The 25722-nt window shown below is 54.7% G+C and carries 25 protein-coding genes, 1 tRNA gene and 1 pseudogene; 21 read left to right on the top strand and 6 right to left on the bottom strand.

All coding sequences use genetic code 11. From position 1 onward, the window contains the following. Window positions 1–4 precede the first annotated feature (4 nt). Entirely contained in the window at window positions 5–430 is a 426-nt protein-coding gene (locus tag G523_RS20070; RefSeq protein ID WP_022693648.1) for an NtrZ family periplasmic regulatory protein, read from the bottom strand. Window positions 431–503: 73 nt separating this feature from the next. After that, a complete protein-coding gene (locus G523_RS0103530; RefSeq protein WP_022693647.1) occupies window positions 504–1685 on the bottom strand; it encodes a porin in 1182 nt (393 codons plus the stop codon). Between the two features lie 110 nt (window positions 1686–1795). Between G523_RS0103530 and G523_RS0103525 the strand changes: the two genes are divergently transcribed. The 7 genes from G523_RS0103525 (at window position 1796) to G523_RS0103495 (ending at window position 9338) form a co-directional block, all read left to right on the top strand. Continuing rightward, window positions 1796–2221 carry a DUF3576 domain-containing protein gene (locus tag G523_RS0103525; RefSeq protein WP_022693646.1) on the top strand — a complete coding sequence of 142 codons (426 nt, stop codon included), beginning with the start codon at window positions 1796–1798 and terminating at the stop codon, window positions 2219–2221. 34 nt (window positions 2222–2255) lie between these two features. Further along, window positions 2256–4847, top strand: a complete 2592-nt coding sequence (gene leuS / locus G523_RS0103520) for a leucine--tRNA ligase (protein ID WP_022693645.1) — start codon at window positions 2256–2258, stop codon at window positions 4845–4847. Further along, on the top strand, window positions 4847–5350 hold the full coding sequence (locus G523_RS17785; protein WP_022693644.1) for a hypothetical protein: 504 nt from the start codon (window positions 4847–4849) through the stop codon (window positions 5348–5350). Before leuS ends, G523_RS17785 begins: the two co-directional genes overlap by 1 nt. Before the next feature lies 1 nt (window position 5351). Continuing rightward, complete coding sequence (gene holA / locus G523_RS0103510; protein WP_162141022.1) at window positions 5352–6407, top strand: DNA polymerase III subunit delta; 1056 nt, start codon at window positions 5352–5354, stop codon at window positions 6405–6407. 88 nt (window positions 6408–6495) lie between these two features. After that, window positions 6496–6570 (top strand) — tRNA-Gly (locus tag G523_RS0103505). 88 nt (window positions 6571–6658) lie between these two features. Further along, window positions 6659–8011, top strand: coding sequence for a hypothetical protein (locus G523_RS0103500; protein ID WP_022693642.1), 1353 nt, complete (start codon window positions 6659–6661; stop codon window positions 8009–8011). Between the two features lie 55 nt (window positions 8012–8066). Then, window positions 8067–9338 carry an aromatic amino acid lyase gene (locus tag G523_RS0103495; RefSeq protein ID WP_162141021.1) on the top strand — a complete coding sequence of 424 codons (1272 nt, stop codon included), beginning with the start codon at window positions 8067–8069 and terminating at the stop codon, window positions 9336–9338. Window positions 9339–9352: 14 nt separating this feature from the next. Here G523_RS0103495 and G523_RS0103490 read toward each other — a convergent pair whose 3' ends face one another. Together G523_RS0103490 and G523_RS0103485 are read right to left on the bottom strand one after the other, a co-directional pair. Then, window positions 9353–11080, bottom strand: coding sequence for a coiled-coil domain-containing protein (locus tag G523_RS0103490; RefSeq protein WP_022693640.1), 1728 nt, complete (start codon window positions 11078–11080; stop codon window positions 9353–9355). Window positions 11081–11322: 242 nt separating this feature from the next. After that, window positions 11323–11544 (bottom strand): YdcH family protein, encoded by a 222-nt coding sequence (locus G523_RS0103485; protein WP_027441420.1) that lies wholly within the window; start codon window positions 11542–11544, stop codon window positions 11323–11325. A gap of 178 nt (window positions 11545–11722) precedes the next feature. Between G523_RS0103485 and G523_RS17780 the strand changes: the two genes are divergently transcribed. From G523_RS17780 to rplT, 5 genes and pseudogenes are all read left to right on the top strand, one after another. Next, on the top strand, window positions 11723–11899 hold the full coding sequence (locus G523_RS17780) for a YdcH family protein (protein ID WP_022693638.1): 177 nt from the start codon (window positions 11723–11725) through the stop codon (window positions 11897–11899). A 113-nt stretch (window positions 11900–12012) separates the two neighbouring features. Next, the gene (locus tag G523_RS0103475) at window positions 12013–12777 is read left to right on the top strand and encodes an SDR family NAD(P)-dependent oxidoreductase (RefSeq protein ID WP_022693637.1); all 765 of its coding nucleotides are present in this window, start codon (window positions 12013–12015) and stop codon (window positions 12775–12777) included. A gap of 266 nt (window positions 12778–13043) precedes the next feature. After that, window positions 13044–13775 (top strand): annotated as a pseudogene (locus G523_RS0103465) (acyl-homoserine-lactone synthase); the annotation flags it as partial. 132 nt (window positions 13776–13907) lie between these two features. Further along, entirely contained in the window at window positions 13908–14111 is a 204-nt protein-coding gene (rpmI, locus tag G523_RS0103460) for a 50S ribosomal protein L35 (protein ID WP_027441417.1), read from the top strand. Window positions 14112–14138: 27 nt separating this feature from the next. Beyond that, the gene (rplT, locus tag G523_RS0103455; protein WP_022693633.1) at window positions 14139–14504 is read left to right on the top strand and encodes a 50S ribosomal protein L20; all 366 of its coding nucleotides are present in this window, start codon (window positions 14139–14141) and stop codon (window positions 14502–14504) included. An 83-nt stretch (window positions 14505–14587) separates the two neighbouring features. On the opposite strand, the gene G523_RS20065 is transcribed toward rplT, so the two are convergent. Continuing rightward, window positions 14588–15103, bottom strand: a complete 516-nt coding sequence (locus tag G523_RS20065) for a hypothetical protein (RefSeq protein WP_199285719.1) — start codon at window positions 15101–15103, stop codon at window positions 14588–14590. Window positions 15104–15235: 132 nt separating this feature from the next. On the opposite strand from G523_RS20065, the gene pheS reads away from it, so the two are divergent. The 6 genes from pheS (at window position 15236) to G523_RS0103420 (ending at window position 21338) form a co-directional block, all read left to right on the top strand. After that, window positions 15236–16309: a phenylalanine--tRNA ligase subunit alpha gene (gene pheS / locus G523_RS0103445; protein ID WP_022693631.1), complete on the top strand. Its 1074-nt coding sequence runs from the start codon at window positions 15236–15238 to the stop codon at window positions 16307–16309. Further along, window positions 16306–16755 carry an ASCH domain-containing protein gene (locus G523_RS17770; RefSeq protein ID WP_022693630.1) on the top strand — a complete coding sequence of 150 codons (450 nt, stop codon included), beginning with the start codon at window positions 16306–16308 and terminating at the stop codon, window positions 16753–16755. Before pheS ends, G523_RS17770 begins: the two co-directional genes overlap by 4 nt. A 9-nt stretch (window positions 16756–16764) precedes the next feature. Further along, the gene (locus G523_RS0103435) at window positions 16765–17412 is read left to right on the top strand and encodes a hypothetical protein (RefSeq protein WP_022693629.1); all 648 of its coding nucleotides are present in this window, start codon (window positions 16765–16767) and stop codon (window positions 17410–17412) included. Continuing rightward, window positions 17409–19802: a phenylalanine--tRNA ligase subunit beta gene (gene pheT, locus G523_RS0103430; protein ID WP_022693628.1), complete on the top strand. Its 2394-nt coding sequence runs from the start codon at window positions 17409–17411 to the stop codon at window positions 19800–19802. The genes G523_RS0103435 and pheT overlap by 4 nt, the downstream gene beginning before the upstream one ends. A gap of 67 nt (window positions 19803–19869) precedes the next feature. Further along, window positions 19870–20706: an ion transporter gene (locus G523_RS17765; protein WP_022693627.1), complete on the top strand. Its 837-nt coding sequence runs from the start codon at window positions 19870–19872 to the stop codon at window positions 20704–20706. Window positions 20707–20723: 17 nt separating this feature from the next. Continuing rightward, window positions 20724–21338: a LysE family translocator gene (locus G523_RS0103420; RefSeq protein WP_022693626.1), complete on the top strand. Its 615-nt coding sequence runs from the start codon at window positions 20724–20726 to the stop codon at window positions 21336–21338. On the opposite strand, the gene G523_RS0103415 is transcribed toward G523_RS0103420, so the two are convergent. Next, window positions 21335–22195, bottom strand: coding sequence for a hypothetical protein (locus G523_RS0103415; RefSeq protein WP_022693625.1), 861 nt, complete (start codon window positions 22193–22195; stop codon window positions 21335–21337). The two genes, G523_RS0103420 and G523_RS0103415, sit on opposite strands and share 4 nt — an antisense overlap. A 135-nt stretch (window positions 22196–22330) precedes the next feature. Between G523_RS0103415 and lepA the strand changes: the two genes are divergently transcribed. From lepA to G523_RS0103400, 3 genes are all read left to right on the top strand, one after another. Next, window positions 22331–24136 carry a translation elongation factor 4 gene (lepA, locus tag G523_RS0103410; RefSeq protein WP_022693624.1) on the top strand — a complete coding sequence of 602 codons (1806 nt, stop codon included), beginning with the start codon at window positions 22331–22333 and terminating at the stop codon, window positions 24134–24136. A gap of 3 nt (window positions 24137–24139) precedes the next feature. Continuing rightward, window positions 24140–25033, top strand: coding sequence for a hypothetical protein (locus G523_RS0103405; protein WP_155802576.1), 894 nt, complete (start codon window positions 24140–24142; stop codon window positions 25031–25033). A 235-nt stretch (window positions 25034–25268) separates the two neighbouring features. Beyond that, window positions 25269–25556, top strand: a complete 288-nt coding sequence (locus G523_RS0103400; RefSeq protein ID WP_022693622.1) for a GIY-YIG nuclease family protein — start codon at window positions 25269–25271, stop codon at window positions 25554–25556. The last annotated feature ends 166 nt before the right edge of the window (window positions 25557–25722 follow it).

Raw genomic sequence — 25722 nt, 5'->3', positions numbered from 1 at the left:
AAGCCTAAAAGCGGAAGGTCGTTTCGAGACGAACGCCTGCTTCAACTTCCTGTTCCTGCCAGCGGGACACATCGTCCAGCTCGTCAGCACCAACGCTCACAGAACCACCAAAGCTGAAGCGCGGCGTGAACTGATAGGTCGCGCCCGCACGGTATTCTTCGCGTGGTAGCGGAGAATCTTCCGAACGTGTGGTGACGTTGAGGTTCATGGCCCAGCGGCTGGTTCCGATAATCTGGAAATCCTGAGACCGCTCCTGAAGCGTAACGCTCGGGACCGGATCGCTCGGGCTAGGTGTCGTGTCGGACAGGGTGAAATTACGTGTCCAGCTGTTCGGTGTCAGATAGCTGGACTCGTCAGGTGAAATTGCAGACGCGTTCTGAGCTGCGGCGGAGCCACAGAATATCAGGGTAATCCCTGCACAGATGAGCATATGCGTTTTCATAATGATATTTATGCCGACTTTCAGGTTAATTGAAAGGTCAGCCTAGCATATGAATCTTGAATTATTTTTGAATGCGGACTTCGAGCAACACTCCGCTGTGAGTGGCTGAATTCTGTGCAGAAAAGTTAACGAGGTCGAAGTCCGTTTCGCTATCACGATAGCCGATGGTGAAATCGATCATGTCGTTGATCTCGTGAGAGGCGCCAACAGTCACTGATTGCGAGGTAAAGCCGATTGTGTCGTCTTCGGCGTGTACCCCGTTTACGCCAATCGCCCAGCCATCGACATACCATTCACCACCCGCGCTGAGGGCCGAATAGTCGCCAAAACCGCCATTGTCCGAGGATAAAAGGCTGAAGCCGACGCGGAAAACATCGCGGCGTTCAAATTCCAGCCCGAAGCTGGTGGTCGATGTATCGCTATAAAAAGAAGAGGCGCTATTGGCTTGTGACCAGGTCAGCGAGCTGCGAACGCGAAGGTCTGCGCTACGGAGCAGACGAGAAAATTGAAGCCCCACTTCGATGACATCATCAAGTTCTGGCTCGATTACGCCGGGTGCGCGTCTGTCTGTATCGAGGTCCAGCCCGCGTGTGCCTGCATCCGGCGTATAAGAGAGACCAGCGCGCAGACCCAGAATGCGCGGGGTGACATAGCTGACCTTCGCCCCGATGGAGGAGATATCATTGCGAACGCGCACACCGTTTATACCGGTCGGGTCGAGGATCGGGTCATGATCGCGCGCAAGCGTGAAGACGGTCGGGCCGCCTTCGTAAAAGCGAGCGCCCACGCCCTCATCAATGCCAATGCCCAGCGCGCCCCAGCCGCCATCAATCTCAATATAGGCCCGCTCAAGGCTGCCGCGCGGCCCGGCTTCGTCGGTAAAAGAAAGTGTAGAAATGCGAGAAAACGCGCCGCGAATGCCTTGTCCGTTAAGGCTCGGGCAGCCTGCAAATGCGGGCGGGCACTCTATTATGTGCCCCGAAAAGCCTGCGCGGTTGGGGTGATCTGACTGCAGGCGAAAGGCAAAGTTTCCGCTGACCTCTACCCCGTTCTCCAGAACCTGACTGGCAGAGCCGCCAAAGGACAATTCTCCCATCAGACCTTCGGTTTCAACACCCTCGCTTTCGTCCGAAAGAATGGACGCCACAAGGGTCAGATCCGTGTCGAAATCATACTCAGTTTCTGCGATAGCGGCGCTTGCCAGCGGCATACCTGCGAGGAACATTAAAAAGAAGATACGCATTTTCGACCTGTTGATTGCTGATCGGGACTTTCAGCTTACGATGTGCATGCTATACACCGAAGCGGAAAACGTTTTGAAGACACAGTTTGGCGTGAATGCCGGGAGTGATCATGAGTAAATTTAGAGCTTTAGCAGCTGTTCTTGGGGCATGCGCACTGACGGTTGCCGGATGTAGCTCCTCCAGCCGTGAGTCAGAGGCAGATACGCAGGCGACTATCGTTGGTGTAAACGCATTTCTCTGGCGTGCAACGCTCGACACGGTTGATTTCATGCCGCTGGCAAGCGCTGACCCACAGGGCGGCGTGATCATCACTGACTGGTATTCTACACCGGAAACGCCTGATGAGCGTTTCAAGCTGACTGTTTATATCCTTGATACACGCCTTCGCGCTGACGGTGTGAACGTGTCTGCGTTCCGTCAGGTTCGCGGCGCAACTGGATGGGAAGACGCAGCGGTCAGCCCGGACACAGAAATTCAGCTCGAAAATGCGATCCTGACTCGCGCACGTGAACTGCGCGTCGGCGATTTCAGCTAAGTTTTAAAACTCAGATCCGGAAGGAGGGCGCCTCATGGCGTCTCGCTATAATCATCGGACCACGGAGCCCAAATGGCGCGCTGCGTGGTCTGAAGCCCGTATTTTTGAAGCAGGCGAGCCGGATGACCGGCCAAAGTCCTTTGTGCTTGAGATGTTTCCGTATCCTTCGGGGCGTCTCCACATGGGGCATGTGCGCAACTACGCCATGGGCGATGTTGTAGCCCGCTATAAAATGCTGAAAGGGTTCAACGTGCTTCACCCGATGGGGTGGGATGCGTTTGGTATGCCGGCTGAGAACGCTGCCATGCAGCGAGGTGTCCATCCTAAAGGTTGGACCTATGACAATATCGCAGCGATGAAACAGCAGTTTGAACTGCTGGGGCTGTCGCTCGACTGGTCGCGCGAGTTCGCGACCTGTGACCCTGAATACTATGCCCAGCAGCAGCGTATTTTCATCGCGATGATGCAGAAGGGGCTGGTCTATCGCAAAACTTCCAAAGTGAACTGGGACCCTGTCGATATGACGGTTCTGGCGAACGAGCAGGTTGTCGACGGCAAGGGCTGGCGGTCTGGCGCGGAAGTTGAAACCCGCGAGCTGGAACAGTGGTTCTTCAAGATCACCGAATACGCAGACGATCTGCTGGACGAAGTTCTCAAGCTGGAGAACTGGCCTGAAAAAGTGCGCCTGATGCAGGCAAACTGGATCGGCAAGTCACGCGGCGCGACCATTCGCTGGCCAATCGTCGGCGATGCGGCTGCGACGCATGGCGAAGCGATTGAAGTCTTCACCACCCGTCCGGATACGCTCTACGGCGCAAGCTTCCTTGCGATTGCGCCAGATCATGCGATCACCAAGGCGCTGGCAGCTGATAATCCAGAAATTGCAGCCTTCCAGAAAGAGTGTGCGAAGCTCGGTACGTCTGAAGAGGCGATCGAGAAAGCGCCTAAGCTCGGTATTGATCTGGGTATCAAGGTGCGTCACCCGTTCGACCCTGACTGGGAAATTCCGGTATTCGCAGCAAACTTCGTTCTGTCGGCTTACGGCTCTGGCGCGGTATTCGGTTCACCTGCGGGCGACCAACGCGACCTCGATTTTGCGCGCAAATACGGTCTTCCGGTCAATCCGGTGGTTCTGCCGCCAGATGCGGACGCTGAAACCCATGCTATCGACACTGAGGCCTATACCGGCCCTGGCACGATTTATAATTCCGACTTCCTGAACGGCCTTTCCACGAAAGACGCGATCAACGCGGCGATCGAAAAGCTGGAAGAGCTGAAGCTCGGCGAAGGCGCAACTACCTACCGTCTGCGCGACTGGGGTGTTTCCCGACAGCGCTATTGGGGTTGCCCTATCCCTGTTGTGAAGTGTGAAAAGTGTGGCACAAACCCTGTGCCGGACGATCAGCTTCCTGTGCGCCTGCCGGACGATGTGACATTCGATGTGCCGGGTAACCCGCTGGAACGTCACCCGACATGGAAGCACACAAACTGTCCAGTCTGCGGCGGTGAAGCGCTTCGTGAGACGGACACACTCGATACATTTGCCGACTCTTCATGGTATTTTGCGCGTTTCGCAGCGCCATCCGACGATAAGCCGGTTGATGCTGATCTCGCGGCCTACTGGCTGCCGGTCGACCAGTATATCGGCGGTGTAGAGCACGCGGTGCTCCACCTCCTTTATTCGCGCTTCTTCATGCGTGCGATGCGTGACTGCGATCTGGTACCTCTGCAAAGCGGCGAACCATTTGCGGCGCTCTTCACGCAAGGCATGGTGACGCACGAGACGTATAAGTCTGCTGACGACAAATGGCTCTCGCCCGAAGAGATCGAGCAGAAGGACAATGCGCTCATCGAAATCACGACAGGCAAGCCTGTTGCGGTTGGTCCGATTGAGAAAATGTCCAAGTCGAAGAAGAACACCGTCGACCCGACCGAGATCATTTCTGATTTCGGCGCAGACGTTGCCCGCTGGTTCGTTCTGTCTGACTCGCCGCCAGAACGAGACGTTGAATGGACGCAGTCCGGTGTCGAAGGCTCCTGGCGCTTTGCTCAGAAGGTCTGGGCCGTTGTTGACGAACTTCCGGAAGGCGCGCCTGCTTATGGCGTCGCTCTGCCAGACATGGACGACGCTGCGACTGAAATCCGTAAGGCATCGCACCGTGCACTTCAGGCGATTGAAGACGCGATCGAAAGCTTCCGCTTTAACTCTGCGATTGCGACCGTGCATGAATGGGTGAACGCGCTTCGCAAGGCTGAAAGCCTTGAGGGGACACCTGCAGTTCTGGCTGCGCGCGTCGAAGCGGCCGGATTCCTCGCTCATGCGCTTGTGCCGTTCATGCCGCACCTTGCAGAAGAATGCTGGGCGCGTATTGGCGGCACAGGTCTCGTCTCTGCGGGCACATGGCCGGTTGTTGAGGACAGCCTCCTCAAGGATGACACAATTTCCATGCCTGTTCAGGTAAATGGTAAGAAGCGCGCTGAAATTCAGGTAGCGGCTGATGCATCCAAGGATGACATTGAGGCAATTGCCCTCTCGAATGAGCAGGTAACGGCCCATACATCTGGCAAAACGGTACGAAAAGTGATTGTAGTACCGGGACGCATCGTAAACATTGTGGTGGGATAATGAAAAAACTGACCAGCCTTTTCCTAGCAGCGTCTGCTCTTGGCCTTTCGGCTTGCGGGTTCTCGCCGGTCTATTCCACCCAGTCTGATGTCGCGCAGGGCTCTATCCAGATTGCTCAGATTGATGGCTATGCGGGGCATATTCTGCGCCGCGAGCTGCTCATGCTTCTGCGCCCGGGGCTTCCGGGCGTTGAAAGCGGCGCTCTGTCCATCGCGTACGAAGAAGATGTGAATGATTTTGCCATTCTGGCTGCCGGTCAGTCTGCGCGCGTGAATGTTCAGGGAGAGGCTCAGTATCGTCTCGAAACGCCGCGTGGTATTCTGTCTGGTGTTGTGAACAGCTCGGTTAGTTCAGCGCCGGGCGATCTTGCATATGACGACATTGCGGTTCGCCGCGATATGTCCGCACGCGCTGCTATGGAAGCTGCTAATCTGATCGCAGAACAGCTTCAGCTCCACGCGCAAGATGAAAGCGCTTATCGCCAGCCGGCGGGCAGCAACTAAAGTGAAGAAGACGGGGCGTCAGGCAGAAAGCTTCTGTTCTGACCCGACATCCGGTGTGTTTGCGGCACTGGTGTTCGGTAAAACTGGCGCGCCTGTTTCAGAACTCTCCGAAGACCTCGCAAAGCACTGGATCAAAGGTGCCCAGCCTGCGCTCGACCGGCGACGCATGTCACCAGAAGAAGCGAAACAGGACCCTGGCGGCATCCTGGATGCGCTCTGTTCTGAAAGCCTTTTCGGTGGCGCGAGCCTGCTGCAAGTCAGCATTGCGCGCGAAACAGAGGCGCGGCCTTTTCTCGACGCCCTGACAGAAATCGAAAACATGTCAGAGCCGCCAAATGGCAAGCTTCTGATTGTGGCAGGCGATCTGACGCCGCGGTCTAAACTACGAAAAACCTTCGAAGACCATAAGTCAGCGATGGCGCTTCAGATTTTCGAACGTTCCGAACGGGACTTTGAAAACTGGGTGCGAGATCAGCTCTCCGCCAGCGGGCTACGCCTGGAGCCGGATGCCGAGATCCTGCTTTTACGGACACTTCTTGAAGATCAGTCACTCGCACCAGGCGAGATTGAAAAACTCGCCCTCTATGCCGTTGATCTGGATCGTCCGCTGACTGAGCAGGACATTCGCGACCTTATCATTCTGGAAGATCAGTCGACCGGCTTTGATCTTGTTGATCTGGCCCTTGATGGGAAGCTCAGTGATCTGGCCGGTCTCATGGGCGATCAGCTCAAAGAAGGCTCTGGCGCCATTCCGGTTCTGATCGGGCTGATGAACCAGCTCAAGCGGCTTAACCGTGCGCATGAAGTGTCTGGCGAGGGCATTCACGGGCCAAAAATCGGCGAGCGGCTCAGCCCGCGCGTGTTTGATCGCCAATGGCCTGCATTCGAGCGTCGCATGCAGAAATGGCCGCCAGATCGCATCCTCACCCTCATGACTCTGGTCGCGCAGGCAGACGCGCAATGTCGTACAGCAGGCAGTCCGCAAGAGGCTCTGGTGGGCAAGCTTCTGCTAGATGTGGCGCAGGTTGCGAGCCATGCCGGACGTCGTCGAGCATGAAGTGCATTTTTTAGCAATTTTCCTCTTGCATCCGAAGCAGAGATGCGCTTTATCACCGCTTCCGGCGCTGCCGGACTACCCATTGTGAGCGGGCGTAGCTCAGGGGTAGAGCGCAACCTTGCCAAGGTTGATGTCGTGAGTTCGAATCTCATCGCCCGCTCCATTTCTCCGAAAAAGTCATCCGCTTTGTTCTTTTCAGAGCTTGAGAAACCTGTTTGGTTGTCGAGGTTTGGCATTGTTCGGGGTATTTGATGGATTTTGCGCTCTCGATTCCGTTTCGGACACTTTTGAATCTCGAGTCGGAAGTTGTAGCTCTACGGCGTGAGAAAACGTCAGCGGCCTTGGTCAGCGCATTTGCGGCAATAGACAGCACGGATTTCGTAGAGAGTGTTGCTGTTGTTTCCTGTGAAAATCCTATTGGAAAAAGCGGCCTCAAGGATCTCTCTCAGGATATCAGGCCATGGTTTAGCAAGGCGCTCGCAACCGTTTGCTTTTCTTCGAACTACACAGAATTCGTAAAACACCGGTTCCTGGATACGCGCGAACCCGAACTACAAAACCTCATACAATCCATGTCAGTTTCCGCGAATGTCGAGTTTTATGACAACACTTTGGCGGTTGCGAGCCTTACGGGGTCGCTAGATCTCTCGTGCGTGCCGGTATCATGGAGAGCACCAGATTTTGAGCGCTTTCTGTCGGATTTCGCAGAAGCATTTGTGTCGCCTGTCAATAATGCCATTCTCGCTCCCGTTCTGAAGGCGCTGATGGATTTTTCAGATCGAAAGCGTAATCAGGATAGCTTCGTTCGGCCCCCACGCAATTATCTGGTGTTCAATGATCTCAATCATCACCCATTTCCTGAATGGGATGATGACGTATCTCCTTTTTTTTGGGCCCACCGCGTCTATTCGCTCAGTGATATTAATACCAAAGCCGAAGCGATCCGTGAGCTGTTACGACTCGATGAGATAGAGACTCATGGCAAAGCCGACGATGATGGCGTCAGGTTTTATGTCGGGACCAGCGTCGTGGAACGATCAAGCTTGTTTCAGGATTTCCTGTCGGCTTGCTCTATCGCGCAGATGTTCTATTGCATTTTTGATATCCTGAACGAGGGTCAGAACCGGATATACCGTGAGCTTTCGGCAACCCAAAAACGGTCTGCGGTCTCAGGTATCATCGTCAAATACCACAAGATGGAAAACTTCATTGAATACGTGTTCAATGAGATGAGTGATGTCGAGATTTCTCTTCAGAGCGCGAGGCGGCGCTATTTTGCGTCCTTGTCCGACGTGTTTGGTACGGAAAAATTGCTCGGTGTGTTGCAGCGACGGGACAGGATCGTAGAATCCCGCCTAGAAAGGAAAACGTACGAGATTCAACGTACGGATAGAAAAATACTGCAATTCTGGTTGTTTCTGCTTGGTGCGACGCAGGTTGTCGGTCTGTTGATCGACCTTTTCATGTTTCTGGGAGATAAAAGCCAGAGAATGATTCCTGGCGTTGTGGAATTATTCCAGTGGTTAGACGTGAACGTCACGTTCAACATCCTTTCAGTTCTTATTATTGCGGGTGCTCTGTATGCATCATTCCGACGTCAGTAGCGTTCTCAATGAATTCATCGCGGCTTGTGAGCATAGAGAAATGCCTCAGCGCGTCTTGAGCGCTGTTGAAAACACCGCTCAGGCGTATGAATGGTTTCAGCGATCTTTGAGTGAAGGACAGCTGTCGAACATTTATGGCGTGAACACGCAGCCCGGTCATCGTGACAATGTTCATTTGTCACTTGACGAAGCGGCGGACCTTTCGGGCAAGATCGTCCGAAACCACTGTCTTCCTTATGACAAATCATTTCCGGATGAGGTGGGGAAGTATGTAACGCTCGCGAAATGTTACAGTGTCGCTGCAGGTGACTCGCTGGTTTCGCCTGAAGCATTTCAGGTCCTGTACGACGTGTTTGAAGATAACAGCGTCACGATCAACGTGCCGCGAAACAGCAGTTATTCGTCCGGTGACGTGATACCAGCATCCCACTGGGTGTCGCAAATTCTTTCAACTACGGGGTATCAGTTGAAGCCCGGTGAGGGTATGGCGCTAATCAATGGTGCATTCGTTCATCTTGGAACTTCGGCTTACGTCGTTGCGCAGTTGAACAGGTTTTGGAGAATGTTTCTCGCAAGTACGCAGAAGCTGTTCACGCAGGTGAGTGTCGATCAAAACATGTTTGATTTTCCTCACTGCGATAGCCGGTCTCAAACCATCAGGGCGGTGGAATTTGTTACTAAGAACGCGCGCCTGCCAACTGAGCAACAGCCGCAACCCTATGTGTCTATACGGTCGACGCCTCAAATCATGGACGGCTTTCTCTCAACGTCGGGGCAATTTGCGAAAGAGATCGGCTATTATCTGTTTAAGCCGAGCGGCAACCCCCAAATCCGTAAGTCAAAAAACGGTGCGTACCGGATTTCGTCAAGCGGGTCGTTTGTCGTGCCCAGTGTTGCTTTGGCGGGTGGGGCAGTATTGGACGGCCTCTTAATGCTCGGATGGCACATTGTCCGCCGTACAGAGTTTTTTCTTAGTGGAAAGGTCTCAGGTGTTCCGCTTGATGCGAGTACGCTGAGTGCGCCGCTTGGTTTGATTCAATGGCCTAAGCTCATGACTGCCAAACTTGAGGGTTTGCGGTCGAGGTTCGGTGCACGCGTGTTTTCGTCGGGTGGTGCCACGTCTTATGGCGTTGAGGACTTCTGGACGCGCGGCGTCTTAATAAATGAAAATCTTCTGGACGCTCTGGAGGTTTTAACTGACATTTTATGTCTGGAATTCGCGGTTTTATCCTATTTCAAAACGCCGGAGAGCATTGATTTGATTGCAGCGCAAACAGATCTGGAGTCGCTGGTTTCCGGAATGCCTGAGGCCCTGATTGCGACCTAGTTAAAAGGCTTGCCCTATTCGTCTTCGAAGAGGGCAGGTTCGCGGCGGCCGATCTGACGGCTTGGCGGTGCCGCGCCATTGCCAGCACCAGAGCCGTAGACATGATGGTGACCGGCATTGCCAAACAGGCTCACCAGAAGGATGAGCAGGTCAGCTGCAAGCGCGAGTGTCAGAGCGAAAATAGCCTGCGGCTCACGGTCCTGAAGCGCAACGAAGGAATATGCGATCGGGGCCGCTTCCGGATCACGCGTACGGGCCACGCGGCGCAGATCTTCCATGAAGTTAGACTTCACGCTGGCACGCAGCGCTGAGCTGTTGACGCACTCATTGCGGATATACTGAAGAAGCTCTGAACCGCGTGCACCGGCATAGGCCTCTGAAGAGGTCGCGCGGCAATTTTCTTCAACCATGCGCAGGCTGGACTGCAGCTCTGATAGTGTACGAGCCGCCTCGAACGCGCCGCCGGATGTGCAGTCGATACTGGACGGATCAAAGTCAGCAAGCGTGTCTTCATCAAATGACGTCGCCTGCGCTGCGATCAGCTCTGATTTGATAGTCGTGCAGGCGGTCAGGATCTGATCGACTTCATCTTCGCTGATCTCTTCTGACGAGAAATCGATCTGCGGAATTTCCAGTGCATCCGATTGTGCTGTGAGCGCAGAAATCTCTGCTTCAAGGAAACCGATGCGAACGTCATTTCCGGCATTCAGCGCGTTTTCGACATCCTGTGCATCGCCGCCGCTCTGTACGATAGCGAGCTGCTGACGGCTGGAGAGAAGCGCCTCTTCTGCATTATCGAGTTCCCGCGTGACGGAGCTCAGGCGGTTTTGCGCGACTTCGAGGTTCGCGCGCACAATATCGTGCTGGCGATCGAGTTCACGCCAGCGCGGGCCACGACCGACCTGGCCGCTTTCCTGCGCGCCGCGCTCTTCCAGCAGTTTCTGATCAGACAGCGCCTGAGACTGGGCCAGAAGCCGTGCGGTTTCTGCTTCCCATTCATCCTGTTCCGGCGTGAGCTGGCGCACCTGACGTTCAAAGTCTGCGACCGTTGTTTCGAGTTCTGCGGCACGTGCCTGACGGCTTACCGCGGCGCTGCGGGCTTCAGCCTGCGCGTTGCCGACCTGACGGCGATAATCTGCAAGTTCGGTGCGGCGCTCGTCCAGTTCTGTAAGAATGGACTGGCGCTGCTCGTTCGACGCAGAGGCGAGTACGTTAATCTGGGCCTGAAATTCGGCCTGCTGTGTAGAGAAATCTCCGCGGGCATCGCGCACTTCATCTTCCAGCGCTTCGATAAGCTCTTCGACGATCACATCACCGCGCTCGCGAATGGTTTCGGCAGACCAGTCAGACTTCTGGGCGCTGAACATACGGTCGAACAGGTCAATATAAGAGAAGGTGACAGAAATGGTTGTCGCGGCGAGATAGCCGACGAGGATCGCGGAAATCAGGCCCCAGCGTTTACGGTCCTCGACCATGAGCAGGCGGCTCGCAATCCATGCAAGCGCCAGCATCAGAGCCTGAATGCCGAAAGCGAGGCCGAGCGTGATGGCAAGGCTTTCAGCCCGGTCCCACCAGGAAATGCCTTCAAGGCTACCGCCTGATGTCATGAGCTGCTGGATCGGGTCAGCCGCGCGAAGGCCGCTCCAGGTTGTCAGAAATGAGACGACCGACAGCACAAGGCTCGCAATAACGGCGCTTCGAAAGCCCAGAGATTGGCGCGGTGTGTAGTTAGAGTGGCTCATTTTTTCACCCGGTTTTGAATACAGCTCCGGCTGTGCATTCTGTGTGCCAGTTTGTGGTCATTAGCCCTGTGAGCAGGTCAGCTTCTGCTCTCAGAATGGTCAGCCGCCCGAAACATCAAATGAAACAGACCGCTTCTGTAAAAACGGGCAGCATGTCGAGAATATGGCAGAGTGTGCAAAAGCACTGCTTTTGCGGGCGTTTGGTACGGTTATGGCTATGTTCGGCGCTTAGCGGCCTTCGATCAGGCGATGATATCCGGGCGGATCAGGCCCCGTACACGGGAAATCTCGTCTTTCAGGCGCAGCTTTTCGCGCTTCAGGCGCTGAAGAGTGATCATGTCCGCGCCAGCCAGTTGCTGCGCCGTGACCTGTTCATCAAGCAGGCGGTGCTCGGCTTCGAGCTGATCAAGGCGCGCCTGCAACTGACGCGTTGTCTCATCAAAATCGAAATGTGTGCCGTCCATGGCCGTAACCTTTAAGAAAGAGGCCGTTCCATTAACAAATTTTGGCTGTGGATAAAAGTGAAACATTTACCGACGCGCGAAAAAACGTCTCGCAGATGCACTTTTTCGGAGAGTCAATACGTGACGAGTTTGTGACTTCATGCTTTGATGTATTGCTCAGCAAAGGAGGCTCGAAGCGATGAGTTTAGAAAATCATCTGCAGGAACTTTCCACCCGTCATAAGAAGATTGACGATGCACTGCAGGAAGAGTCGAAAAGACCTTCCTCTGACTCTCTCAAAATGTCGCGCATGAAACGAGAGAAGCTGAAACTGAAGGAAGAGATCCAGTCTCTTCGAGGTGATCTCAACAGTTAAAAATACTCCGGGTCCGGCAGAGACCATAACCGTCAGGCGGCCTGCTTTGGCTTGACCGCCTGAGCGTGGCATGGAATGCCGATTGAACTCAGCTGGAAACGGAAGGCATAGAGATGCGCGCGCCGGCAATTGTTATTCTGGGCCTTGGAAAAGGCGTTGGCGCAAGCTGTGCGCGTAAGTTTGCTGAATCCGGTTGGTCCGTCATGATTGTGGAGGACGACCAAAAGGCATTGGCTCGCGCTAAGGATGATCTTGGAGATCTGGCCAGCTATCTCTCTGAAAACCAGTCTACCCGGCTCGGGCTGAAAAACGCCCTGTCGGGTATGCTCGAACAGTTTGACGGCGTTGATGTTGTTCTCAATATTCCGCCATTGTCTGATCCGATTGATATGGATGACCTCACCCTTGAGCGGGTGACACAGGAACTCAAGCAAACCACGACAACGGCGCTGATGGCCGGACAGGTGTTCGGCCGTGAAATGGTGGCTGAGCTTCGCGCGCACGAAGATAATGCAGAGCGCGTGCCTTATAAAAAGTCTTTCATACAACTTCTCAGCCGTGCGGCGATCGCAGGTAATCCGGGCAGTGCGCTCAACACGGTGACGCAGGGCTCTGTGCTTTCAGTCATGAAGGCTCTGGCACTGGAGTATGCACCTTGCAAAATCCGCTCTAACGCGATTGTTGCCGTTCGTCCTCACAGTGAGGAAACCGAGAGCTGGCTGAAAGAGCGTACCCCGCTGAAGCGTGCCGCGCGTGCTTCGGAGATTGCCGAAGCGGCTTATTATCTGGCGTCTTCGGAAGGCGCCTACGTGAATGGACACGCGCTTGAACTTGATGGCGGGCGCAGTGTGTTGAACGGAACCATGCCGTCCAGCTAGGCGCGTTGAAGCTGTAAAAGCTAGCTTGATCACTCTTAAAATTGAACTTTTTTGATCGATTGATGGTCCAATTGGTGGATTTCCATCATTTCAGATGTTCTCGTTTTGTGTCGTTCTATCCCTACAGGAAATGATGGGGGTCGCACGTGATACACGTCGTAACAATCAGAAACCAACACCTCTATGCCAAGCAGCTCGATGAGATGTTCCGCATGCGCCACTAGTTTTATGTAAAACAACGTGGCTGGACCAATCTCACCTCTGCAGATGGTCGTGAGACGGACGAGTTCGATAACGAACATGCGGTCTATCTCATGAACCTTGACCGGCATGGGAAGATTCTGGCGACTTTTCGCCTCAATCCGACAGATACGCCATACCTTATGGGCGATAAGCTGACCGAGTATATCAACGGTGAGCCGCCGCGTGATGAAGCGATCTGGGACCTCACCCGCTGGATGATTGCGCCACATGCGCGCCGTCGTCATGAGGGTGTGATCGCTGATGCACAGAAAACGCTGCTGTGCGGGATTATGGAATTCGCCGTCGATCGCGGCATTACTGACTTCACCTGTCTGATGGATACGGTCTTTGTCGACCGTATGGCGAAGGTCTGGCCCGTCGAATATCTGGGCGATCCACAGCACTTTGATGATGGCGATGGTGATGCTGTCGCCGTGATGATCGAGGCGGGCCCGCACGTGCTGATCGATACCCGAAACAAGATGGGGATTTACGAACAGGTTCTGTTCGAAATCGAACCACCACTTCCGCTGACCGAACTCGAGAAGAAGCGTCGCGCAGCTGCGATGCGTAAGGAGCAACCGATGAACCAGATCGAACTTGACCGTATGCGTACTGCGGCCGATATGCTCGTCAACGAGCTGAATTCGGTAAAAGAAACCGGCAATGTGGATGCCTCCATCTCTGCGATTGAGGCCTTCACCAAAACCCTCATTCCGGTTCGGGAAGATGCGGCAGACCGCCAGGCCTCGTAAAAGCGGGAAACAGGGCCGATTCCGGACTTGAATTTCCCCTCTTTTTGCGTATAAGCGCTGTTTGCTCCAAAGAGGCGCCAGGCATTGCCTCACGGAGAAACTATCAGATGCGCTTTGCGCAAGGAGATGAAAATGCCGAAGATGAAAACCAAAAAGGCCGCTGCAAAGCGGTTCAAGATCACTGCTACGGGCAAGCTCAAGCATGGTGTTGCTGGTAAGCGTCACCGCCTGATCAGCCACAACGCGAAATATATCCGCCAGAACCGCGGCACATCTGTTGCTGCAAAAGCAGACGAGGCTCGTGTGAAGAGCTGGCTGCCATACGGCACGAAATAACGCGTAAGCTGAGAAGGATTTAGACACATGGCACGCTCCCGTAACAAGGTGCCCGCGCACGCTCGGCACAAGAAAATTATCAAAGCGGCAAAAGGCTATTATGGCCGCCGTAAAAACACTTTCCGCACAGCAAATGCTGCCGTCCAGAAGGCTGGTCAGTACGCATATGTTGGCCGTAAGCAGAAGAAGCGTACTTTCCGCTCTCTCTGGATCCAGCGTCTGAACGCTGCTGTTCGTGAACTCGACGACACGATGACATACTCTCGTTTCATCGACGGTGTTCACAAGGCTGGCATCGACATGGACCGTAAGGTTCTTTCTGATCTCGCGATCAACGAACCTGCTGCGTTTAAAGCTGTAATGGAACAGGCCAAGGCTGCGCTGGCTGCTTAATCAGACCGCGCACAGGACTGTTCCAACAAAGCGACCGTTGCCTTTCAGCAGCGGTCGTTTTCGTATTGGCGAACTTCCATTGGTTAGTTCCAGAATTTCCACCAACGTTTCAGCTTTTTGGGTCCGCTTTGTTTAAGTCCGCCTGTGCCAGACGACACCTCCTCAGGTTTATCTGCTTCAAACCCTGTTCCGGCAATATGGTGCTGATACGCCGAAACTTGCTTGGTAGAAATTTTCGATGGCACGGGAAACTTTAGAGGTTGATCAAGTAAAAGAACGCCAATCAGCCAATGGAGCAATTTTGAGTGATAATTAAGGTCGACAGGCTGTTTGATAGCATCGGAAATCATAGCACTTTCGACGCTTACGGAGTCACCGTGACGAATGAAGGTCACACAATAGACGGCCTGACCTGTCCAGCTTCGATGAAAGAATAAGCGAGTGCCTTCCATGAATATGAACCACTTGTCTTCCATTTGTACTGGAATGACGCCTGTCGATATTTTCTCAAATTCATCGATCGAGAAAGTTTCCATATATGGAAGACTTCCATTCGGTGTGAATGGCTCGGACTTCCAACTTTCTCTCGTCGCTATCACACCGAAACTCCTGTCTGATATCGAACAGATTTACAAAGAAGCTGAGTGAAGAAAAGCTCTGGCTAGCTTTATACTGTTAGATTGGTAAATAGGCCCAAACTAAAATCATCGCGTTGAAAGTCTCGAAGTCACATGTCCGACATTGAAAACATTGAAGCCGAAGTTCTCACAGCCATCAATGGCGCAGGCGATCTGGCCGCGCTGGACGGCATTCGCGTTGCAGAGCTTGGCAAAAAGGGCCGCGTTTCCGGCCTTATGAAAACGCTCGGCGGCATGGACCCGGAAGAGCGTAAAGAGATGGGGCCGAAGCTCAACGCGCTGAAAAATCGTCTCGGTGACGCGATTGATGCCCGCAAGACGACGCTCGAAGATGCCGAGCTCGATGCGCGCCTCGCCAGCGAGAAAGCTGATCTCACCCTGCCGCCGCGTCCTTACCGCACCGGTACGCTTCACCCCGTCATGCAGGTGTTTGAAGAAATCGAGGAAATCTTCGGCGCAATGGGCTTTGCTGTGGCTGAAGGCCCGGACATCGAAGATGACTTTCATAACTTCACGGCGCTGAACTTCCCGATTGGCCACCCAGCGCGCGAAGATCACGACACATTCTTTATGACACCGGACGCAGAAGGCGAGCGCAAAGTTCTGCGCACGCACACATCGCCGGTTCAGATCCGCACGATGATGAGCCAGGAGCCGCCAATCCGTGTGATCATTCCGGGTCGCGTCTACCGTAATGACTGGGATGCGACCCACACACCAATGTTCCACCAGGTCGAAGGTCTCGTCATTGATAAGGTCAGCCATATGGGTCACCTCAAAGGCTGCCTCACCGACTTTGCGCGCGCCTTCTTCGAGGTCGACGAAGTTGAAACCCGTTTCCGCCCGCACTTCTTCCCGTTCACAGAGCCATCCGCTGAGATGGACGTGAAATGCGACCGCTCAGGCGGTACGGTGAAGGTTGGTCAGGGCGAAGACTGGCTTGAGGTGCTTGGCTCCGGCATGGTGCACCCGAATGTGCTGCGCAATTGCGGCCTCGACCCGAACGAATATCAGGGCTTCGCCTTTGGTATGGGCGTCGACCGTCTGGCGATGCTGAAATATGGCATGCCGGACCTGCGCCCGTATTTTGAAAGCGATGTGCGCTGGCTCTCACATTATGGCTTCACCCCATGGCTCCTGCCGAGCCTCTCCGGAGGGCTTTCTTGAGAGCAAGCCAGAATATCGAGACGCTGCCGCGTTGGCCGTTCGGGGATAGCCCTGAACTGGCAGACAGGCTCGCTGCATTGATTGTGGCGGGTGTCAAAACCGGTACGTGCTCTGCCAGGGTCCACAATGAGTGGAGCCATCCGGGCGAACGCGGCGTTCTGGTCGACGGGGCGGACCGCCCTGTTGCCGTGCTTGAAACAGAAACCGTGACGCATCTGCGCTATAATGAGATGACGCAGGAAATGGCCGCGCTGGAAGGCGAGGGCGATCTGTCGCTCAAATACTGGCAGGACGCCCACAAAGACTACTTCACCCGTGAGGGTACATTCGCCGAGGATATGGAGGTCGTGTTTGAGACCTTCCGTGTTCTCTCTATTCTGGATGATGACTTTGCCGCTGGCGCTGCAGATCATCTCCGCCGCGAACGCGCGGGCGAAACGGTTTAGGTGGCGGCAATGGGCAAGGGTAATAAGGCTGAAATGCTGATCGCCATTTGTGCGGTGATATCGTCGATTGCGGCGGTGTTCATTGCGTGGGATCAGGCGCGTGTCATGCGCTCTCAGGAGAAGGCCGACGTCTGGCCGATCCTGCAGCTTCAGCACAATACCTCTACGCCTGCTGGCGGCGCGCTTTATGAATTCGACGTGCAGAACGCGGGCGTCGGCCCCGCGCTGATCGAAGATTATCTGATCCGTATTCCGGGCCGCGAAGACACTCGCTCATTTGATGAGATGGTCCGCTATTTCATCACGGACAGTCTGGAAGAAACATACGGACTACCGGCCTATTCCAATCAGGCACTGCGCGGCCGTGTCATCCGTCAGGGCGATAGTGTTCGCACCATTGGCGCGGAATGGCCGGGCGCTGAGGGCCTTGAGCGTGATTTTCTGAGCGCGGTACAAAGCTTTCTGGACGGAACGCGCCAGCCGGCCGAGGTTTTCGTCTGCTATTGTTCCATTCTGGATGATTGCTGGGTCTCTACCAGCGCAGGCCACGCACTCCGCCCGATTGAGGTAAACAGCTGCGAAGCTCTGCCAGACATCGTTGACCAGATCGTACCACACACACCCATTTCACCATCGACCGAAGAGTCTCAATCATGAAGTTCACTGTTTCCTGGCTCCAGGACCATCTTCACACTAAAGCCAGCACGGACGAGATCCTTGCGGCGATGACGCGCGCCGGCCTTGAGGTCGAAAGCGTTGAGAACCCGGCTGAGGCGCTGTCGACATTTACCGTGGCGCAGATCAAATCTTTCGAGAAACACCCTGATGCGGACAAGCTGAATGTCTGCACGGTCGACACGGTTGATGGCGAGAAGCAGATTGTCTGCGGCGCGCCAAATGTGCGTCAGGGCATGTTTGCGGTTTACGCACCGCTCGGCGCGTATATTCCGGGCGTTGATTTCTCTCTTGATAAAAAGCCTCGCAAAATCCGCGGTGTAGAAAGCTATGGCATGATGTGTTCTGCCAAAGAGCTTGGCGTGGGTGAGGCCAATGAAGGCATTATGGACCTTCAGGGCAAGGTGAAGGTTGGCATGCCGCTGGCTGAAGCGCTTGAGCTTGACGATCCAGTCATTGATTTCGAAGTGACGCCTAACCGTCCGGACTGGTTGGGCGTTCTGGGTATTGCGCGTGATCTGGCCGCAACCGGTCTCGGCAAGTTTGCGCCGATGCAGGTGAAGCCGGTAAACGGCACGCACCCTTGTCCGGTAACGGTGACAACCGAAGCGCCCGAAGCCTGCCCTGTATTCGCAGGCCGCGTGATCAAAGGCGTGAAGAATGGTCCATCACCGGATTGGATGCAGGCGCGCCTGAAAGCGGTTGGCATCTTGCCGAAGAACATGCTCGTCGATGTGACGAACTACATCTCGCTCGATCGATGCCGCCCGCTGCATGTCTATGACGTTGCCAAGCTTCAGGGCGGTTTGACGGCACGTCTCGGCCGCGAAGGCGAAACCTTCCTCGCCCTCGATGGCAAGGAATATACAGCCACCGAAGACATATGCGTGATTGCTGACGATAGCGGTGTAGTGGGCTTTGGCGGCGTTATGGGCGGCGCGTCTACTGGCGTCTCAGATGAGACCGTTGATGTGTTCATTGAGTCCGCATGGTTCGACCCGCTCCGTACAGCACGCACAGGCCGCGCGACGGGCATTATCTCTGATGCGCGCTACCGTTTCGAACGCGGTGTTGATACGCAAAGCTGTCTTGAAGGTCTTGAGCTTGCAACCATGCTCATTCTGGAGACATGCGGCGGCGAAGCATCTGACGTGACCATTGCGGGCGCAAACCCGAAACCGCAAAAGCCGGTTCAGTTCTATCTGAATGATGTGAAGCGCCTCACGGGCGTTGAGCTTAAAACCGCTGAAATCCGCCAGATCATTAAAGACCTTGGCGGCGACATCGAAGATGCGGGTGAAGCCTGGTATGTGGCGCCGCCAAGCTGGCGCCGTGATCTGGAACAGTCTGCTGATATGGTTGAGGAAATCATCCGTATTAAAGGCTATGACGCGCTTCCACTCACATCCATGCCGCAGCCGGAAGGCGGTGTGCGTCAGGTGCTAACAGAGCCTCAACGCCGTATGCGTACAGGTCGCCGCGTAATGGCTGCACGTGGTTTCTTCGAGGCCGTGACATGGAGCTTTGTTTCTAAAGCCGAAGCCACTGCCTTTGGCGGAGGGGCGAAAGAGATGGTTGTCGACAACCCTGTCGCGTCCGAGCTTGATTGCATGCGTCCAAGCATTCTGCCGAACCTGATCAAAGCCGCGCAGAAAAACGCAGACTTCAGCCAGCGCGATATCCGCCTGTTTGAAGCTGGTCCTGTCTATCTGGGTGACGGCCCGAAAGACCAGCGCCGCTATATCTCTGCAATCGCGCGTCCTGAAACGGTTCGTAACTGGGTCGGAAAGGCCGAGCCTTATGACATTTACGCGGCAAAAGCTGACGTAATGGCGCTGATCGATGCGCTCGGTCATGATGCGAGCAAGCTGATGGTTATGGAGCCTGTGTCGGATCACTGGCACCCGGGCCGCTCTGCAACGCTGCGTCTCGGGCCGAAGAACGTCGTCGCCGAGTTCGGTGAGCTTCACCCGCGTGCTCTGAAAGCGCTTGGCGTGGACAGCAATATGGTCGGCTTTGAGGTGAATGTAGACGCGCTGCCTCTGCCTAAAAAGGTCGGCGTGAAAACCAAGCCTGTCCTTGAAAAGCAGGCCCTCACCCCAATCCGCCGCGACTTTGCATTCGTCGTGAAAGACGAAGTTGCTGCCGGTGATCTCATCAAGGGCGCGCAAGGCGCTGATAAGAAGATGATCACGGGCGTGAACGTCTTCGACGTCTATGTCGGCAAAGGCGTTGAAGAGGGGCATAAGTCCATCGCGCTGGAAGTGACCATCCAGCCGGGCGAGAAAACGCTCACAGACGCTGAAATCGATGCGATCTCCAAAAAGATCATCGCAAACATCGAAAAGCTTGGCGGCACGCTGCGCGGTTAGGCCCCGCATTTGGGGACTGACAAACGGGATCAATCTGCTCTAACCTCTTTTCACGGAGGTAGGGCAGATGGTGAACGCAGTGCGGGCGCGTCTCTACAGGGCGATGGAAAAAGGCAGTAGTGGGAAGGAAAAGCTTTCCACGATTAACCGCATCCTCGTGGTGCTGGTGCTGACCAGCCTTGTGCTTCTGGCTCTGGAAACCGAGCCGGATATTGAAGGCCAGACCCAGTCATTTCTGCGCATTCTGAATGTCACTATCGTCGTTATATTCGCTATAGAATATGGGCTGCGCCTGTGGGTGGCCGGTGAAAACCCTGAATATCGCGGGCTGATGGGGCGGCTGAAATACGCCTCGACGCTTTATGCGGTGGCAGACCTCGCGGCTTTTCTGCCAGAGCTGCTTCTGATGATTTTCGCGGCCGACAAGGTGAACCCGCAGGTATTGGCGGTTCTGAAAGCCTTCCGCCTGTTCCGCCTGTTTAAACTCGCCCGCTTTATTCCCGCCTTCAACCTGCTTGGCGATGCCTTGCGCAAGGCTGGAAGCCAGCTGCTCACCAGCTTGTTTCTGGCGCTGGTGCTCGTCTATGTGTCGGCTGTCGCGCTCTATCTGATTGAGGGCAAGATCCAGCCTGAGGCGTTCGGATCTATTCCACGGGCGATCTGGTGGGCCATCGCGACGCTGACGACCGTCGGCTATGGCGATGTCTACCCGATTACGCCGCTCGGCCGTGTCGCTGCCTCGTGTATCGCCCTGGCGGGTATAGGCCTCGTCGCGCTGCCTGCAGGCGTGTTCGCCAGTGCTTTTTCAGACGTCATTCGCGAGGAAAGTGAGAAGCGCGCCGAAGAAAAGGCTCGCGAAAAGCTCACTGGTCTTGAAGATGACGATGACAATACGCCGGCCTGACTGAAAGCTTCTGACACATGACAACCGAATTCCTGCTGGGCATGTTCCTGCTGGCATCCACGCTGGTCTGGACGCCGGGCCCGAACAATACGTTGCTTGCCAATTCGGGCGCGCGTCACGGGCTGGTGCGTACGCTGCCGCACTCTATGGGCGTGAATATTGGCTTCGCGTTCATGGTGTTCACCATCTGCCTTGGCCTTGGCAGCGTGTTCGCCCAATTCCCGCTTCTGCGTGAGGTGCTCCGCTGGGTCGGTGCAGCGATCCTGTTATGGCTGTCATGGAAAATCGGCACATCGAAGTTCGAGCCGCCGCATGAGGTGAAAACCTCCAAGCCCTGGGGCTTTTTTCAGGCGGCAGCCTTTCAGTGGGTGAACCCGAAAGCGTGGATCATGGCAATTTCGTTCGCGGGGCAGCTGCCCGAACAGGAGCCGTTCTGGTATCCGCCGCTGATCATCTCGCTGGTGATCCTCGCCGCAGGCATGCTGAGCTCACATGGCTGGGTTTTGTTCGGCGTGGGGATACAGCGGTTTCTGTCGACCCCGCTGCGCTTTCGGATTTTCAGCCTCGTTATGGCAGGCTTGCTCGTGCTGACGGTGATCGGCCTGTTACTGGCCGATCTGTCAGTGCATTAGTTCAGCGTGATGCCGATGAATGTCGGTGTCGGCACATCGACCATAGGTTCTGCCTCTTCACCTTCCGGCGTCAGCACGTCCATATTTTCATCATAGATGGAATTGAGCGCTGTGCGCAGCTCCAGCGTGGAGAGCGTAACCGGTGCCTCGCCTTCCAGATGGATATTCTGCGAGAGGTCTGTGCCATCAAAGTCGAGCACAACGCCATGCGCGGTCTGGAACGCGATCAGACGTTCAACCAGCGCAAGGCGCACATCTTCTTCCAGCGGGTCTTCGAAATGCAGATCAATGATCAGCTCACGCATCTGAACGGTATCAGCTGAGGCTTCTTCCAGAGCATCCAGAAGGTCTTCAACCTCTTCAAGGCGCAGCGCCATTTCATCCGGCACACCTTCGGCGCGAACCGCCGCGAGGTCTTCCAGAGCTTCTGAGAGCGTTGCCGCGAGTTCGCTGCGCATTTCAGCGCGGGCCTCAGCATCGCGCGCAATCGCCGTCGCCAGCGCGGCCTCACTGCGCAGAACGCCGCTCACATCGCCTTCAAGCTTGCCTGCCAGACGATTGAGCCAGACAGAGACATCACGGCGCAGCTCTGCTGTGTCGCGGTCACCATCCATGGCCAGCACGCCGCGTGACATATGTTCAAAGATGAGGGCGGTCAGTTCTGCCTGACCCGCGACTGAAATCTCGTCTTCAGCCGTCTCGGCCTCCGGGACAGGGGCTTCTTCATGCGCTTCAGCTTCATGCATCACGTCTTCAGCGGCATGCGCGTCGGCATCATCCTGCGCAAAGGCTGGCAAAGCCATAAAAGTAAGGCCGAAAGCACTGGCCAGAGCGGCGCGTCGGAATAGCTTTGTCATATGTCCCATCCTGAAGTCATCTGAAGCTGTCATAACATTGAATTTTGGCCGTGTATGACAATCTTCAAGATTGTATTTTCGTATTCGCAGGTATAGCCGCTTGGCGGTTGTGTTCGCCAGTGGTAGATCGCTCAAATGACAGACAAATCCCACATCCGTAATTTTTCCATCATCGCTCACATTGACCACGGTAAATCTACCCTGGCCGATCGCCTCATTCAGAAGTGTGGCGGCCTCACAGACCGTGAGATGAAAGAGCAGGTGCTCGACTCCATGGATATCGAGCGCGAGCGTGGCATTACCATTAAAGCGCAGACGGTTCGCCTGAACTATACCGCCAAGGATGGCGAGGATTACGTTCTGAACCTGATGGACACGCCGGGCCATGTCGACTTCGCCTATGAAGTCTCACGCTGTCTTGCGGCATGCGAAGGCTCGCTTCTGGTGGTTGATGCGTCTCAGGGCGTGGAAGCGCAGACGCTGGCGAACGTTTATCAGGCGATTGATCAGGACCATGAGATCGTTCCCGTCCTCAACAAGATCGACCTGCCCGCTGCCGATATCGAGCGCGTCTCCGAACAGATCGAAGACGTGATCGGCATTGATGCCTCTGATGCGGTCCAGATTTCTGCAAAAACCGGTATCGGCATTGAAGATGTGCTTGAAGCCATCGTCACACGCCTGCCTGCCCCGCATGAGGGCGATCGTGACAAGCCGCTCAAAGCGTCTCTCGTTGATGCCTATTACGACCCGTATCTCGGCGTCGTGGTCATCGTGCGCATCATTGATGGCGTGATGAAGAAGAAGCAAAAAGTCAAAATGATGCGCACCGGCGCAACATACGAGCTTGATAATGTCGGCGTGTTTGCGCCTAAGCCAACCTACGTAGACGAGCTCGGCCCGGGCGAAGTCGGCTTCATGATCGCCTCGATCAAAGAGGTGGCCGACTGCGCGATTGGTGACACGATCACCACCGAGAAAAACCCGACAACGACCGCGCTGAAAGGCTATAAAGACGTTCAGCCCGTGGTCTTCTGTGGTCTCTTCCCTGTGGATGCTGGCGACTTTGACGATTTGCGCGCCGCGATGGGCAAGCTTCGCCTGAACGATGCTTCCTTCACATGGGAAATGGAAACCTCAGCCGCGCTCGGCATGGGCTTCCGGTGTGGCTTCCTCGGTCTTCTACACCTTGAGATCATTCAGGAACGTCTCTCCCGCGAGTTTGACCTCGATCTTATCGCGACAGCGCCAAGCGTGGTCTATGAGCTGACCATGACGGACGGCACCGATTATGAGCTTCACAACCCGGCAGACATGCCGGAGGTGACGAAGATCAAGGAAGTGCGCGAACCATGGATCAACGCGACCATTTACACGCCGGATGAGTATCTGGGCGCTATCCTGAAACTGTGTCAGGACCGCCGCGGTATTCAGACAGAGCTCACCTATGTGGGCGGGCGCGCTATGATCAAATACGAACTCCCGCTCAATGAAGTGGTGTTCGACTTTTATGATCGCCTGAAATCCATCTCACGCGGCTATGCGAGCTTCGACTATGAAATTGTCGAACACCGCGCTGAGAACCTCGTGAAAATGAACATTCTGGTGAATGACGAGCCGGTCGACGCGCTTGCCATGCTGGTTCACCGTGACCGCGCTGAAGGCCGTGGCCGTCAGATGTGCGAACGCCTGAAAGAGCTTATTCCGCGCCAGCAGTTCAAAATTCCGATTCAGGCGGCGATTGGCGCGAAGGTCATTGCCCGAGAAACCATCTCTGCGGTCCGCAAAGACGTGACGGCGAAGTGTTATGGCGGTGATGCGACCCGTAAGCGTAAGCTTCTGGACAAGCAGAAAGCCGGTAAACAGCGCATGCGCCAGTTCGGTAAGGTGGAAATCCCACAGGAAGCGTTTGTTGCGGCGCTTCGGATGGACGGGGATTAGGTATTGGAACTCGATGACCCACATAAACGACGAGAGTTTCGCAAAACTCTTTCGCGAATGGGTGTGCAGGAGGTTCAATATCGGCTTTCAACTGGAAAGTTCGGAGAGCGCAAAAAACCTGTCGTAGAAATGTGGTTAGCCGACGTCATGTCCGGAGCTGCTATCGCAGATGAGCTTTTTGAGCTGTCTGAAAGATTCGCGGCCCTTCAAACAAAGTTTGTGGAAGGAGGTTCCTTTTCAGGTCTCTTTTTAAAGTCGGAAGATGCGTCTGATTTCGAAGCCCTATTTACGACGACGATTGCATTGTTGTCCTCGGAGCGACAGGACATTAATTTGTTCAGGAGCAGAATAGTCGCAGCGTATAATGAAGACGTCGGCGGGATGATGGGTGGCCCTTCTCTCAACTGCGTCATGAAAATAAGCAAGCTTGTTTCTAATAGCGCAGAGCTATTGGCGCGCCAGCCTCACGCTATTGCTAAGGCACTTAGCACCACTGACGCAGACAATGTCTATGTTAGCGTCGAGAGGATTGAACAACTTCGTGAAGTGCATTCACCTCAATGGGATTTGAGTAAGCTGATTAGACTTTGTGAAGAACTGAATGGTGCCTTTCAGAACCAAAACTATTTTTCTGTCGGAATGTTGGTGCGAGCAATAATGGACCATCTTCCTCCAGTTTTTGGACAGTCGTCATTCGGCCAATTAGCAGCACAACACGGCGGAAAGTCTTTCAAGGGCTCGATGGATCATTTGCAGAAGTCAATGAGGCACATTTCGGATAATTTTCTGCATGAACATATAAAAAAGAAGATATCATTGCCGAATAGAATTCAAGTAGACGTTAGGCGCGAACTTGATGTGCTTCTGTCGGAAGTGATCAACAATTACATCGGTTGAAGCGTTTTCGCCGGGGCAAGTCGGACGTATAAAGGCGCCTGTACTTTATATTCGAGGGGCCGACCTCTCCGACGATCCCAACGGAGGTTGGGATCCAAGTCTGAGCGCTGGCCAGGTGCACGTCTTTATCACTCAGGCATGGGTTCCAGCCGCCGCTGGAACCTGCGGTGTTGAGAGGGTGCCCTTAAACGCACACGGCGTTGTGAGTTCAAACATCTCAATCTAAAGATGGGTTGTGGCCTTTTACGTTTATCTTCTGGCAAGCAAGAAGAATGGTACGCTCTATTGCGGGAGTACTGACGACATCGCTTTTCGTGTTTGGAGCCACAAGGACGGGCGAGGTGCGGCATTTACGAGAAAGTATAATGTGACGCGTCTTGTTTGGTATGAATTACACACCACACGTGAGGCGGCTAAAACGAGAGAGTATCAGATCAAGGCTTGGAAGCGGGATTGGAAGATCAGGCTGATTGAGGAGACAAATCCGCATTGGAATGACCTGTATCTTCAACTGAATATGTAGCTACGCAATCCGGCGATCCCAACGGAGGTTGGGATCCAAGCCTGAGAATCGCCAAAGTGCGCGCATCCGACGCTCTGGTGTGGACACCAGCCTGCGCTGGTGTCTGCGGAGATAAGGCGGATGTTTCCCGTCGTAGCGCCGCACGGGCCGGAATGACATTTTTAAT

The sequence above is a fragment of the Ponticaulis koreensis DSM 19734 genome (assembly GCF_000420665.1).
Lineage (GTDB): Bacteria > Pseudomonadota > Alphaproteobacteria > Caulobacterales > Hyphomonadaceae > Ponticaulis > Ponticaulis koreensis.
This window is presented reverse-complemented; position numbering and strand designations above follow the sequence as displayed.